Genomic DNA, 13698 nt, shown 5'->3' with positions numbered 1-13698 from the left:
TTCCCGTACGGGACGGCCCTCTGGGTCGTGCGTCCAGGGTCATGCGTCCGGGGAAGGAGGGGTGCCGGGTGGCTGATCCGGTCGGCGCGCGTACACGGGGGCTGCTGCGGGACGCCCTGCGGCACAGCGGGGGGCGGTGTGCCGCGCTGCTGCTGGTGAGCGTGGCCGCGACGGGGTGCGGGCTGCTGCTGCCGGCGCTGCTCGGGCGGGCGCTCGACCTGCTCCTCGCCGGGGAGCCCGCCGGGCGGTGGGTGGGGTGGTGCCTCGCGGTCGTGGGGGTGGCGGTGGTGCTGGACGGCTGCACGAGTGTGCTCGCCGGGACCGTGGACGCGCGGACGGCCGCGTTCCTGCGGCGGGGGGTCGTGCGGCACGTGCTCGCGCTCGGGCCCCGGGGGCGGTTCGACGCCGGGGATCTCGTCGCGCGGGTGGTGGGGAGCGGGGCGCAGGCCGGGGCGTCGCCCGCGGCACGGGCGGCACTGGTCGCCGCGCTCGCCGGGCCCGTCGGGGGCGTGGTGGCGCTGGGGGTGCTCGATCCCTGGCTCGCCGTCGTGTTCCTCGCGGGGGCGCCGGTGCTGGCGGTGTTCCTGCGGGTGCTCGCGCGGGACACGTCCGCGTGTGTCGTCCGCTATCAGGAGGTTCAGGGGCGGATCGCGGCCGCGCTCTCCGAGGCCGTCGACGGGGTTCGGACGATCCAGGCGGCCGGTACGGCATCGCGTGACGCTGCCCGCGTTCTGCGTCCGCTGCCGGAACTCTCCGACGCCGGGCGCCGTATGTGGCGCGTCCAGGGGCGGGCCGCGGCGCAGTCCGTCGCCGTGGCGCCGCTCCTCCAGCTCGGGGTGGTCGCCGTCGCCGGGTACCTCCTGGCCCAGGATCGCCTGTCCCCCGGTGACGTCCTCGCCGCCTCCCGTTACGCCGTCCTCGCGACCGGCGTCGGGGTCCTCACCGGCCAGCTGGCCGGGCTCGTCCGCGCGCGTGCGGGGGCCCGCCGCCTCGCCGAGGTCCACACGGAACGTCCCCCCGCCTACGGCACCCACCCCCTCCCTCCCGGCCCCGGCCGGCTGGAGCTGCGCGGGGTGTGCGGCGTGCGGGACGACCGCGTCGTCCTCGACGACGTCTCCCTCGACGTCCCCGGCGGCACGACCCTCGCGGTCGTCGGCCGCAACGGGTCGGGCAAGTCGCTCCTCGCCGCGCTGATCGCCCGCCTCGCGGACCCTGCCGAGGGCGAGATCCTGCTGGACGGGGTCCCGCTGCACGAGTTGTCCCGCACGGACCTGCGCGCTTCGATCTCCTGCGCTTTCGATCGGCCGGTGCTGCTGGGTACGACGATCACGGACACGATCATGCTGGGCTCGGGGAGGGGGGGTTGGGCTGGGTCGGGGGATGCGGCTCGGGAAGGGGAGCGGGCAGGGGCGGCCGTTCGGGGTGAGGCGGAGGGGCGGGGTGGAACAAAGAGGCGAAGGGGGGCGGGGGTTCGGGGGGAACCAGGGGCTTGGGCGAAGCCGGGGGCTCGGGCGAAGTGGGCGGCTCAGGTGCAGTCGGGGGCTTCGGACGGGCCGGCGACCCCGGCCGATCCGGCGACCCAAGCCGGTCCGGCGGCTCCGGCAAGTCCGGCTGTTCCGGGCGAGGCAGTGGTATCCGCTGAACCGGCTTCGGCCGAAGCCCCCGCCTTGGCCGGGACCGTTGCTCTGGCCTCGGCTGCGGCGCGCAAGGCGTACGCCCACGAGTTCATCGCCCGCCTCCCCCACGGCTACGACACCCCCTGCGCCGACGCCCCCCACTCCGGCGGTGAAGCCCAACGCCTCGGCCTCGCCCGCGCCTTCGCCCGTCCGGCACGTCTCCTCGTCCTCGACGACGCGCTGTCCAGCCTCGACACGATCACGGAACACCGGATCACGGAGTCCCTCCTGTCCCCGGCGGACCCGACGACCCGGGTGCTGGTGGCCCATCGGGCGGCGACGGCGGCTCGGGCGGATGTGGTGGTGTGGCTGGAGGGGGGCAGGGTGCGGGCGGTGGGGCGGCATGAGGAGCTGTGGGGGGTGGCGGGGTATCGGGGGTTGTTCGGCGGGGGTGCTGACGCGGCCGACGGTTCGGGTGGGTCGACCGGGGAGGGGGCGCGGTGAACGGCGACGGTTCGTCCCCGGCGCGCGGGTTCGACGCAGGCGAGGGACTTACGGAACGGCAACGCCCTGCGGGCGACGACCACACCGGGCCCACCCGGGACTCCGGCACGGAGAGCAGGCGTGCCCCGCACGAGGCCCAGGCCGACGGCGAGCGTCCACTGCCCCGGTACACACCCCACACGCACGACCACCCCACACCGACTCCCCCGCACTCCGCACCCCGCACCCACCCCGCCCCCGCCGACCACACCATGCTCCCTCCCACCCCCACCCCCCTCCTCCCCCGCGCCCTCCGTTACCTCCTCGCTCACCGGCTCGTGCTTCTGCGGCTCACCCTCTGGTCCCTTCTCGAAGCGGGGCAGACGTTTTTGCTCGGGTATGCGTTGGCGCGGGCGTTGGATGAGGGGTTTCTGGCGGGGAGGGTCGGAGTGGGGATGGGGTGGCTCGGGGTGGCGGGGGGTGGGGTGTTGGTGGGGGCGGTGGGGACCGGGCGGGTTTATCGAGGGGTTGCCGATCTTGTGGAGCCGTTGCGGGATCGGTTGGTGACGGGGGTGGTCCGGCGGGGAGTCAGGGACGGGGAGCGGGGGGCGATCTCGGGGCTGACGCAGCAGGTGGAGATCGCCCGCGATACGTTCGCCGGCCTGGTCATGGTCTCCCGTTCGTTCGTGTTCACGTCGGCCGGCGCCCTCGTCGGACTCTTTTCGCTGGCCCCGGCGCTCCTCGTGATCGTCGTGCCGCCGCTGGCCGCGGGGGTGGCCCTGTTCGTGGTGACGTTGCGCCCGCTGGCCCGGCGTCAGGAGGCGTACCTGGCGGCGGACGAGGCGTTGGCCGCGCACCTGGGGGTCGTGGCGCCGGGGTTGAGGGACATCGCGGCGGCCGGCGCGGAGGAGGAGACGGGCCGGGACACGGCGCGGTTGATCGACGCGGAGTTCAGGGCGGCGCGCGCGCTGGCGAGGTGGAGCGTGACGAGGGTCGCGGCGTTGGCGATCGGCGGTCAACTCCCCGTCGTCCTGCTGCTGTTGACGGCCCCGTGGCTCCTCGCGCACGACGTCACCCCGGGCGCGCTGCTGGGCGCGTTCGCGTATGTCACGCAGTCTCTGCTGCCGGCGCTGAACGCCCTGGTGCACGGTCTCGGTACGAGCGGTTCGCGTCTGACGGTCGTCCTGCGCCGGCTGACGAGGAACACCGGGGCCCTGCCCGCCCAGGACCCCGCGCCGCACGGCCCGCGCGGCGTCGGCCTCACCCTCACGGGCCTGACCTTCGCCTACGGCCCCGCGTCCACGCCCGTCGTCGACGGCCTCACCCTGTCCCTGCCGCCCGGCGCCCACCTCACCGTCGTCGGCCCGAGCGGGATCGGGAAGTCGACGCTGGCCGGGCTGGTCGCGGCGACCCTCACGCCGACGGGCGGCGAGGTGCGGATCGGCGGGCGGCCGGCCCCGGACGCGCGGGCCGACCGTGTCCTGATCCCGCAGGAGGCGTACGTGTTCAGCGGGACCCTGGCCGAGAACCTGACCCACCTGCGCGCGGACCCCGTCGCGGAGACCGAACTGTGGGCCGGCGCCGAGGCGGTGGGGTCGGCGGAGCTGATGAAGACCCTGGGCGGCCCGCACGCGACGCTCGACCCGGCGGCCCTGTCGGCGGGTGAACGCCAGTTGATCGCCCTGACCAGGGCCTACCTCTCGCCCGCCCCGCTGGCCGTGCTGGACGAGGCGACCAGCCACCTGGATCCGGCGGCGGAGGAGCGCGCGGAGCGGGCGTTCGCGGCGCGCCCGAACGGCACGCTGATCGTCGTCGCCCACCGCATCGCCTCGGCCCGCCGGGCCGGCCTGGTCCTCGTGATGGACGGCCCGAACACCGCTTGCGGCACCCACGCCGAGCTGCTGGAGTCCTCGCCCCTGTACCGCGACCTGGTCGGCCGCTGGGAGGCGCGGTAGCCGTCCCGGGCCGTCATAACCATCCCTGCCCCCGCGATATCCGGATCGCGTCGATCCGGTTGCGTGCCCCCGTCTTGCGCGTGATCGCGGCCATGTAGTTGCGCACGGTGCCGTGCGAGAGGTGCAGCCGCCCCGCTATCTCGGCCATGGAGACCCCTTCGGCGGCGAGCGACAGCACGCTCAGTTCGCGCCGGGTCAGGGGCATCTGCGCGGCCTTGAGGAATCCGAACCCGAGGGAGTCGTTGATGAAACGTTCCCCCTGGGCGACGGTCCGGATCCCGTCGAGTAACTGCTCCGGCGGCCCGGCCTTGTCGACGTAGCCGAGCGCGCCCGCTTCGAGGGCCCGTTTCAACAGGCCGGGCCGGTTCCCGCTGGCGAGGACCAGCAGGTGGGGTACCGGGCGGTCGCCGCCCGGCGCGCAGAGTTCGCCCAGCGGCGGGATGCCGTAGGTGTCCATGCAGTCGAGGTCGGCCGCGCAGACGACGGGCCGCGCGCTGCGTACCCGGGCGAGCGCGCCGCGCCAGGAGGTGTCGTAGACCTTGAGGTCGCTCTCCCGCGCCAGCCATCTCGCCAGCACCGTCCGCACCAGACACTCGTCGTGGACCAGAAGTACCCGGATCACTGCCGTCCCTTCAGCTCGCCCGCCCGCCGGATGGTCATGTCGTCATGCGTGCCCCATTCTTGGCTCCCGCGTCCCGTTGTGAGGGCGGAGAACCGGCCAGGGCGATGCGCGGGGGCGCACATACGGCGCCCGGACGCCGTCGCGCGCTTCGGTTCGGCCGGGTACGGACGCGTTCGGGGGGTATAAGCGCGCTGAAGTGAGCCAGGGGGCGGGGGAACGGCGGAAGTCCGGCCCTCCGGGGAGGAGGGCCGGACTTCCGGTCGTACGGGGAGCGGATCAGTGGTTCTGGCCGCTGTCCTGGTTCTGCTTGTCGCCCCGGCCCTGTCCGTCGTTCTGGTTCAGGCCGCCCACGACGCCTTCGAGGCCGCCCTCGGCCTTGTCGCCGGCGCCGTTCCCGGCCTCCTGGCCGGCCTCGTTCCCGGTCTGGTCGCCTACGCCGTTCTCATTACCGGCACCGTTCCCGGCGCCCGCGCCGTTGTCACCGACGCCGTTGCCCGCGTCCTGACCGTTGCCGGCCTCCTGGCCCGCGCCCGCGTCGCCCGCGCCGCCGTTGCCCAGGGTCGCGCCCGTCGCCTGGAGGGCCGTCGTCACCGGCTGGAAGAACGTCTCGCCGCCGACGTTGCAGTCACCGCTGCCGCCGGAGGTGAGGCCGATGGCGCTGCCGTCCTGGGTGAAGAGGGAGCCGCCGCTGTCGCCGGGCTCGGCGCAGACGTTCGTCTGGATGAGGCCGGTGACGGTGCCCTCGGGGTAGTTGACGGTGGCGTCGAGGCCGAGGATCTGGCCGTCGGCGAGGCCGGTCGTCGAGCCCATCCGGAAGACCTGGGTGCCCACGGTCGCGTCGGCGGCCTGGAGGATCTGGACGTTCTGGCCGCCGCCGATGTTGACGTCGCTCGGCGCCTCGGTGGCGGCGTCGTCGTACTTGACGAGCGCGAAGTCACCCTCGCCGGGGAAGACGGCCTGGTCGACGGTGGCGATCGGCTGCCCGTTCGCGGCGTCCGCCCACTGTTCCTCGGCGACACCGCAGTGCCCGGCGGTGAGGAAGGCGGGCGAGCCGTCGCCCGCGGTGACGTTGAAGCCGGCCGAGCAGCGGGCCCCGCCGCCGAAGATGGCGTCGCCGCCGGAGAGGAACGTCTTGAAGGTGCCGGCCGACTTCTTGACGGTGGCGACGTCCGCGCCGAGCGCGTTCACGGTCGATTCGAGCCGGTCCCACTTGGCGCCGGTGACCGTCGAGTCGGCGGTGACGAGGACCTTGTTCGTTCTGGGGTCGACGGCCCAGGACGTGCCGGGGATGGTCGCCCGGGTCTTCAGCATCTGCGCGGCCTGCTCCAGCTCGGCCGCGCTGTTGGCGACCTCGCGGACCTTCGCGCCCGCCTTCTGCGCCTGGACGACGATGTCGCTCTTGCCGCCGGAGACGTTCGCGACGTTGACGACCAGCTGGCTGGCGTCGGTGTCGTAGTAGGAGCCGGCGAACGACTCGCCGAGCAGGCCGGCGAGCCGGCCCGCGAGGTCGGAGACGGCGCCCGAGGACTTCAGCGTCTTCGGCGTGATGGTGGAGGCGTTCGTGTCACCGTCCTGCGAAGCGTTCGCGTTGGGCAGCAGGAGCGCGGCCGCTCCGAGCGCGGCCACACCGCCCACGGCTATCGCTGCCTTGCGCTTCGGGATTCGCTTGTGACTCAACTTCGTCGACCTCCTGAGGGGACGGGGTCTGTGCTGCCTCGTCGGCAGCTCCGTACAGCGGCGCCTTGGTGGCCATGAGTACGCGGGGTCCGCGGGCCGCGTTCAAACCCGTTTCCGGTTCTCTCGCACACAGCGGCGAATCGGCCAACCCCCTATATGCCGTTGAGCGTCACCGAACCCGACAAGATCCCCCAGGCCGGTTTCACCCGCTAAGGACACACTCGCGCACACCACCGTCCTTGCTGGTCACGCCTGTTGGCGACGGCATCGGGGCCGTTCGCGGACGGTGGCCCGGAGCGCGTTCCCGGCACGTGCGGCGGCGTGCGCTCCGGTTGTCTCAATCTCGCCGCTCGCAACGGGAGCCGACGCTTCCGAACCCCGCAGTGACCGGCCGGTGACTTTCCGCCGACAATCCCGCGCCGAACCCCCGCTCCAAGGAATCTGCACACCGATTGCCCACCGGAGTCACCTCGGGCGCGCCTCCTGCACAACTGCGCAAGGAGCCGGAAACGATTGACGGCGGAGTGCCGGATTCGCCACCGCGCCGCAGTGCGAACGGCCGCGCGTTTCAAGCGGGAACGTGTGAAGAAGTGGGCGGCGCGACGTGGACGCGCCTGCACGCTTCCCGCCGCTCGGGCCTCAACTGCCCGTGACCGGACGGCGGTTGATTGGAAGCCCCGGTGCCGGACTGCTTTGATCCAGTCGTCCCCCCGAGGGGGCCCGCTCCCCCGGCCTACGGGGGTCACCCCCTCAAGCACATCCATCAGGAAGGGAAGTTCCATCATGGACTCCATCCAGACCGTTGAGATCTCCGACGCCGAGCTCGACAACGTCTCCGGCGGCCTGACCCTCAACGCGCTCAACACGGTCACCGGCCTGGTCGACAACATCGCCCCGGTCTCCGGCGTCCTCAACACGGCCGTCAGCACGGTCGAGGGTGTCACCGGCCTGAGCGTGGCCCCGGTCACCAACCTGGTCGCCGGTCTCTGACCGTCGCCCCACAGTCGCTGAGCTCCGGAGCCGGGACCCGGTTCCGGGGCTCTTCGCTGCTTTCTGTCCCCAGCCCCGTGAAGGTCGTATGCAGTTCCGCAGGCAGGCCCTGAGCAAGCTCCAGTCGCCGGAAGACCTCGATCTCCCGGTGCGTTTCGCGCGTCCGCAGGGCTGGCTGGTGCTGGCGGTGACGGTCGTCGCGATCGGTGCCGGGTCCGTGTGGGCGGTCACCGGTTCGGTCGCCTCCACGGTGAGCGCGCCCGCCGTCCTCACCCACGGCGAGGGCAGCTACATCCTGCAGAGCCCGGCCGCCGGGCAGGTCACCGCCGTCCTCGCCGAGGAGGGCCAGCAACTTCCCGCGAACGCGCCCCTGTTGAAGGTGCGCACCGCCCAGGGCGACACGGTCGTCCGCACCGTCGCCGCCGGCCGTCTCACCGCGCTCGCCGCGACGATCGGCCAGATCATCGGGACCGGCGCGAACGTCGCCGCCGTCGAGAAGGTCGCGAGCCCCAAGGACCCCTTGTACGCGACCGTGTACGTCCCCGCCGAGAACGCCGCCGCGATCCCCGAGGACGCCGCCGTCGACCTGACCGTCCAGACGGTCCCCACGCAGCGGTACGGGGTGCTGCGCGGCCATGTGAAGTCGGTGGACCGCGCGGCGCAGTCGGCGCAGCAGATCGCCGCGTTCCTCGGGGACAGCCAGCTCGGCGAGCAGTTCACCAGCAAGGGGCGTCCGGTGGCGGTGCTGGTGAAGCTCGACACGGCGAAGACCAAGAGCGGGTACCGGTGGTCGTCCGCCGAGGGGCCGCCGTTCACGCTCGACTCGATGACGTTCGCGAGCGGTTCGATCAAGCTGGCCGATCAGCGGCCCGTCGACTGGCTGCTGCCGTGAGCGGCGTGAAGACGGTCCGGACGCCGACCGTGCTCCAGATGGAGGCCGTCGAGTGCGGCGCCGCCTCCTTGTCGATGGTCCTCGCGCACCACGGCCGCCACGTCCCGCTGGAGGAGCTGCGCATCGCGTGCGGCGTCTCACGTGACGGCTCGCGCGCGAGCAACCTCCTGAAGGCGGCCCGCAGTTACGGGTTCACCGCCAAGGGCATGCAGATGGACCTGGCGGCCCTGGAGGGCGTGCCGACGCCGGCGATCCTGTTCTGGGAGTTCAACCACTACGTCGTCTACGACGGCATGGGCCGCCGGTTCGGCCGGCGCGGCGTGTTCATCAACGACCCCGCCAAGGGCCGCCGGTTCGTGCCCATGGAGGACTTCGACGGCAGCTTCACCGGCGTCGTCCTGGTCCTGGAACCCGGCGACGGCTTCGAGAAGGGCGGGCGCAAGGCGGGCGTGCTCGGCGCGATGCCGGCGCGGCTGCGCGGGACGGCGGGGACGCTCCCGGCGGCCGTCCTCGCGAGCCTGCTGCTCGTCCTGGTCGGCGCGGCGGTGCCCGCGCTGAGCCGGCAGTACATCGACATGTTCCTGATCGGGGGTCAGACCTCGCTGCTGGGCGTGCTGTTCACGTCCATGGCGGCCTGCGTGGCGCTGACCGTCGCGCTGACCTGGCTCCAGCAGGCCAACCTGCACCACGGCCGGATCATCTCCTCGACGCTCTCCAGCGCCCGGTTCCTGCGCCACCTGCTGCGGCTGCCGGTGACGTTCTTCTCCCAGCGCAGCCCCGCCGACCTCGTCCAGCGCCTCCAGTCGAACGACGCCGTCGCCGAGACCCTGGCCCGCGACCTCGCGTCGGCCGGCGTGGACGCGGTCGTCGTCATCCTGTACGCCGTCCTCCTCTACACCTACGATCCCCAACTCACCTTCGTGGGCGTGGGGGTGGCGCTGCTGAACATCGTCGCGATGCGGGTCGTGATCCGGCTGCGCGCGACCCGGACGGCCAAACTCCGCGCGGACAACGCCCGGTTGACCAACACCGCTTACACCGGGCTCCAGTTGATCGAGACGATGAAGGCGACCGGCGGTGAGGACGGCTACTTCCGCAAGTGGGCCGGGCAGCACGCGACGACGCTCGAGGAGCAGCAGCGCCTCGGGGTGCCGAGTGCCTGGCTGGGGGTGGTCGCGCCGACGCTCGCGACCCTCAACAGCGCCCTGCTGCTGTGGATCGGCGGCATGCGGGCGATCGAGGGGCACCTGTCGGTGGGTCTGCTGGTCGCCTTCCAGGCGCTGGTCGCCCGTTTCACGGCCCCGCTGACCCGCCTGAACGGTGTCGCGGGCCGCATCCAGGACTTCGCCGCCGACGTCGCCCGCCTGAAGGACGTGGAGAACTTCCGCGCCGACCCGCTGTACGACCGTCCCGGCGGCGCCGACTCGGCTCGCCGGCTGCGCGGGCACGTCGAACTCCAGAACCTCACCTTCGGCTACAGCCCGCTGGACAAGCCCCTGCTGTCCGGTTTCGACCTCACCGTCGGTCCGGGGCAGCAGGTCGCGCTGGTGGGCGGTTCGGGCAGCGGCAAGTCGACGGTGTCCCGCCTGATCTCGGGGCTGTACACGCCGTGGGAGGGCGTGATCCGGATCGACGGGCAGCGTCTGGACGACATTCCGCGCGGGGCGCTCGCCGCGTCCGTGTCCTTCGTCGACCAGGAGGTGTTCCTGTTCGAGGGGTCGGTGCGCGACAACGTGGCGCTGTGGGACCCGTCCATCACGGACGACGCGGTGACCGAGGCGCTGCGCGACGCCGCCCTGTACGACGTCGTCATGCGGCGTCCCGGCGGGATCCACAGCAAGGTCGAGCAGGACGGCCGCAACTTCTCCGGCGGGCAGCGGCAACGTCTGGAGATCGCGCGGGCGTTGGTGCGCCGGCCCAGTGTGCTGGTCCTCGACGAGGTGACCAGCGCGCTCGACGCGGAGACCGAGCTGATCGTGATGGACAACCTGCGGCGGCGCGGCTGCGCCTGCGTGGTGATCGCGCACCGGCTCAGCACGGTCCGCGACAGCGACGAGATCGTCGTCCTGCAGCACGGCACGATCGTGGAGCGGGGACGGCACGAGGAACTGGTGGCGCGCGGCGGCGCGTACGCGGCGCTGGTGAGGGAGCGGTGACGGCGGTGGAGGAGGGCGACCTGGTCCTGGGCGCGCTCGGGCAGTCGGGCGTCCGGTTCGACTGCGCGGGCTCGGCGCGCCTCGACCTGGAGGGGCCGCAGGTGCTGTGGCTCGTCGCGTCGGGCGCGCTGGACCTGTTCGCGGTGGACGCCGGGCAGGAGGGGCACTGGCATCACCTGGGCCGCCTGGAGACCGGGTCGCTGCTGCTCGGTCCGGTCGCGGGGGCCCAGCACACGCTGGTGGCGCGGCCCGTGCGGGACTGCGTGGTGCACCGGATCGGGCTGCGGGAGCTGTACCAGCCGGTGCCCCAGGAGGTGTGGTCGTACGACGAGTACGGCAATCCGCAGTACGCGCCGCTGACGACGAGCCCGCTGGAGTACGCGCTCTCCCTGGGCGTCGGCCGCAGCCTCTCCATCCTCTTCCAGGCGCCGATGGGCGCCGCCGAAGTCACCGACGAGGACGTGTTCTGGATGCAGGTGCCGCCCGGCAGCGTCCAGTACGGCGCCCTCTACGGCCAGGAGGCCGCCGCCGACCTGCTGATGGACCCGGCGGTCTGGCAGAGCATGGTCGACCAGCAGTACCGGCTGCTCACCACCCTCGACCGGTGGATCGAGCAGTTGGAGCGCACCCACGAGACGCGGGCCGCCGCCGGCATCAAGGCCGGTGAGGCGGTCCGCGCCCAGGCCGACCGGACCCTCCTCGCGTCCATCAAGAAGCCCTCGGCCCGCCGGACGACGTCCGCCGACGCCGATGCCACGTTCGCGGCGTGCAAGCTGGTCGCGCGGGCCGCCGGGATCCCGCTGACGGAGCCCGCGCGGATGGGCGCCGTCAACGACCGGCTCGACCCCGTCGAACAGGTCGCCCTCGCCTCCCGGGTCCGGGTCCGGGCGGTACGGCTCGACGGGCGCTGGTGGCGCGACGACGTCGGCCCGCTCGTCGGGCACCGGGCACTGTCCGGGGCGCCGGTCGCGCTGCTGTGGCGGCGCGGCGGATACGTCGCCGTCCATCCCGGGACCGGGCGGGAGACGCCGGTCGAGAAGGCGAACGCGAGCGAGTTCGAGCCGCGCGCGGTGATGTTCTACCGGCCGCTGCCCGACCGGCCGATGGGGCCGCTGGGGCTGCTGCGGTTCAGCATGCGCGGGACGCGCGGCGACCTCTCGATGCTGCTGCTCAGCGGGCTCGTCACGGTCGCGCTCGGGGCGCTGGTGCCGATCGCCACGGGCAAGGTGCTCGGGCAGTACGTGCCGCGCGCGCAGGAAGGGCTCATCGTCCAGGTGTGTCTGGCGGTGATGCTCAGCAGTGTCGTCGCCGCCGCGTTCACGCTGCTGCAGAACCTGACGATCCTGCGGCTCGAAGGGCGGATCGAGGCGACGCTCCAGCCCGCCGTGTGGGACCGGCTGCTGCGGCTGCCCACGCAGTTCTTCGCGGCCCGCTCGACCGGTGAGCTGGCCAGCGCGGCGATGGGGATCAGCGGGATCCGGCGGCTGATGGCGGGCATCGGCCCGTCCGTGGCGCAGGCGCTGACCGTCGGGGCGATGAACCTCGGGCTGCTCCTGTGGTACAGCGTGCCGATGGCGCTGGCCGCGATCGGGATGCTCGTCGTCATCGGGGCGACCTTCCTCGGGCTCGGGCTGTGGCAGGTGCGGTGGCAGCGGCGTCTGGTCGTCCTGTCCAACAAGCTCAACAACCAGGCGTTCCAGACGCTGCGGGGGCTGCCGAAGCTGCGGGTCGCGGCCGCCGAGAACTACGCGTACGCGGCCTGGGCCGCCGAGTTCGCCCGCAGCCGTGAGCTCCAGCACCGGCTCGGGCGGATCAAGAACCTCAACACGGTGCTGGGGGCGGTGTACCTGCCGCTGTGCTCGCTGCTGATGTTCATGCTGCTCGCGGGGCCGGCGCGCGGGAGCATGTCGGCGTCGGACTTCCTCACCTTCAACACGTCGGTGACGATGCTGCTGACCTCGGTGACCTCGCTGACCGGGGCGTTCGTGTCGGCGGTCGCCGCGCTGCCGCTGTTCGAGGAGATCCGGCCCGTCCTCGACGCGGTGCCCGAGGTGCGGGGCGCCGCGACCCGGCCGGGGCCGCTGACCGGGGCCCTCGAAGCGCGCCGGCTCTCCTTCCGCTACTCCGACGACGGTCCCCTCGTCCTCGACGACGTCTCCTTCGAGGTGAGGCCCGGTGAGTTCGTCGCGGTCGTGGGGCCCAGCGGGTGCGGCAAGTCGACGCTGCTGCGGCTGCTGATCGGGTTCGACCGGCCGGTGTCCGGGAGCGTCCTGTACGACGGGCAGGACCTCGCCGCGCTCGACCAGTCCGCCGTGCGCCGGCAGTGCGGGGTCGTCCTCCAGCACGCCCAGCCGTTCAGCGGGTCCATCCTCGACGTCATCTGCGGCACCGAGTCCTACACGCCCGAGGAGGCGATGGCCGCCGCCGAACTCGCTGGGCTCGCGGACGACATCAAGCGGATGCCGATGGGGCTGCACACCATCGTCTCCGGCGCCGGGGCGATCTCCGGCGGGCAGCGCCAACGCCTCATGATCGCCCAGGCGTTGATCCGCCGGCCCCGGATCCTGTTCTTCGACGAGGCGACCAGCGCGCTGGACAACGAGACGCAGCGGGTGGTCATCGAGTCGACCCGCAAGCTCAACGCGACGCGGCTCGTCATCGCCCACCGGCTGTCGACCGTCATGGACGCGGACCGGGTGGTGGTCATGGAGAACGGGAAGATCGCGCAGCAGGGGGCGCCGGCGGAGTTGCTGGCGGATGTCGGGGGGAGGCTGCACGAGTTGGTGCGGAGGCAGTTGGCGTAGGGGGGGTGCGCGGGCTCCTGGGAGGGGGCGCCGGGGCCGGGCGAGGGTGGCAGGGGGGAGGCCGGCGGGGTGCGGGCGCGGGCGGGGCGCGGGCGGGCGCGGGGGCGACGGGAAGAGCTGGGGGCGGCCGGGGCACGGGCAGGCGCGGGGGCAGCGGGAAGGACTGGGGGGCGGCCGGGGCACGGGCAGGCGCGGGGGCGACGGGAAGAGCTGGGGGGCGGCCGGGGCACGGGCAGGCGCGGGGGCAGCGGGAAGGACTGGAGGGCGGCCGGGGCACGGGCAGGCGCGGGGGCGACGGGAAGAGCTGGGGGCGGCCGGGGCACGGGCAGGCGCGGGGGCAGCGGGAAGGACTGGAGGGCGGCCGGGGCACGGGCAGGCGCGGGGGCAGCGGGAAGGACTGGAGGGCGGCCGGGGCACGGGCAGGCGCGGGGACGACGGGAAGAGCTGGGGGCGGGTATAGCGCGGGGCCGGGCAGGTTGCGGCCGGGCGAGGGTGGCAGGGGG

At 73.3% G+C, this 13698-nt stretch carries 8 protein-coding genes; 6 read left to right on the top strand and 2 right to left on the bottom strand.

Annotation, left to right across the window (positions count from 1 at the left end; genetic code table 11):
- Positions 1-68 precede the first annotated feature (68 nt).
- Both IAG44_RS36980 and IAG44_RS36975 read left to right on the top strand, forming a co-directional pair.
- A complete protein-coding gene (locus tag IAG44_RS36980; RefSeq protein WP_246562359.1) occupies positions 69-2120 on the top strand; it encodes an ATP-binding cassette domain-containing protein in 2052 nt (683 codons plus the stop codon).
- 251 nt (positions 2121-2371) lie between these two features.
- The gene (locus IAG44_RS36975; protein ID WP_187753013.1) at positions 2372-4054 is read left to right on the top strand and encodes an ATP-binding cassette domain-containing protein; all 1683 of its coding nucleotides are present in this window, start codon (positions 2372-2374) and stop codon (positions 4052-4054) included.
- Positions 4055-4067: 13 nt separating this feature from the next.
- Here IAG44_RS36975 and IAG44_RS36970 read toward each other — a convergent pair whose 3' ends face one another.
- Together IAG44_RS36970 and IAG44_RS36965 are read right to left on the bottom strand one after the other, a co-directional pair.
- Positions 4068-4676: a response regulator transcription factor gene (locus IAG44_RS36970; RefSeq protein WP_187751428.1), complete on the bottom strand. Its 609-nt coding sequence runs from the start codon at positions 4674-4676 to the stop codon at positions 4068-4070.
- 276 nt (positions 4677-4952) lie between these two features.
- Positions 4953-6353, bottom strand: a complete 1401-nt coding sequence (locus IAG44_RS36965) for a S1 family peptidase (RefSeq protein ID WP_187751427.1) — start codon at positions 6351-6353, stop codon at positions 4953-4955.
- Positions 6354-7136: 783 nt separating this feature from the next.
- On the opposite strand from IAG44_RS36965, the gene IAG44_RS36960 reads away from it, so the two are divergent.
- The 4 genes from IAG44_RS36960 to IAG44_RS36945 all read left to right on the top strand — a co-directional run bounded on the left by IAG44_RS36960 (position 7137) and on the right by IAG44_RS36945 (position 13195).
- Positions 7137-7343 carry a type A2 lantipeptide gene (locus tag IAG44_RS36960; protein WP_187751426.1) on the top strand — a complete coding sequence of 69 codons (207 nt, stop codon included), beginning with the start codon at positions 7137-7139 and terminating at the stop codon, positions 7341-7343.
- 88 nt (positions 7344-7431) lie between these two features.
- Positions 7432-8235: an HlyD family efflux transporter periplasmic adaptor subunit gene (locus tag IAG44_RS36955; protein WP_187751425.1), complete on the top strand. Its 804-nt coding sequence runs from the start codon at positions 7432-7434 to the stop codon at positions 8233-8235.
- Positions 8220-10391: an NHLP family bacteriocin export ABC transporter peptidase/permease/ATPase subunit gene (locus IAG44_RS36950; RefSeq protein WP_425508547.1), complete on the top strand. Its 2172-nt coding sequence runs from the start codon at positions 8220-8222 to the stop codon at positions 10389-10391. Before IAG44_RS36955 ends, IAG44_RS36950 begins: the two co-directional genes overlap by 16 nt.
- On the top strand, positions 10388-13195 hold the full coding sequence (locus IAG44_RS36945) for an NHLP bacteriocin export ABC transporter permease/ATPase subunit (protein ID WP_187751424.1): 2808 nt from the start codon (positions 10388-10390) through the stop codon (positions 13193-13195). Before IAG44_RS36950 ends, IAG44_RS36945 begins: the two co-directional genes overlap by 4 nt.
- Positions 13196-13698 lie beyond the last annotated feature (503 nt).

Source organism: Streptomyces roseirectus, assembly GCF_014489635.1.
GTDB lineage: Bacteria > Actinomycetota > Actinomycetes > Streptomycetales > Streptomycetaceae > Streptomyces > Streptomyces roseirectus.
Note: the sequence above shows the minus strand (reverse complement) of the source record. Positions and strands in the feature narration are given on the sequence as shown.

Coding starts and splice junctions, on each gene's coding strand:
- IAG44_RS36960 (WP_187751426.1), top strand. CDS start 7,137: ATGGACTCCATCCAGACCGTTGAGATCTCCGACGCCGAGCTCGACAAC.
- IAG44_RS36955 (WP_187751425.1), top strand. CDS start 7,432: ATGCAGTTCCGCAGGCAGGCCCTGAGCAAGCTCCAGTCGCCGGAAGAC.
- IAG44_RS36975 (WP_187753013.1), top strand. CDS start 2,372: ATGCTCCCTCCCACCCCCACCCCCCTCCTCCCCCGCGCCCTCCGTTAC.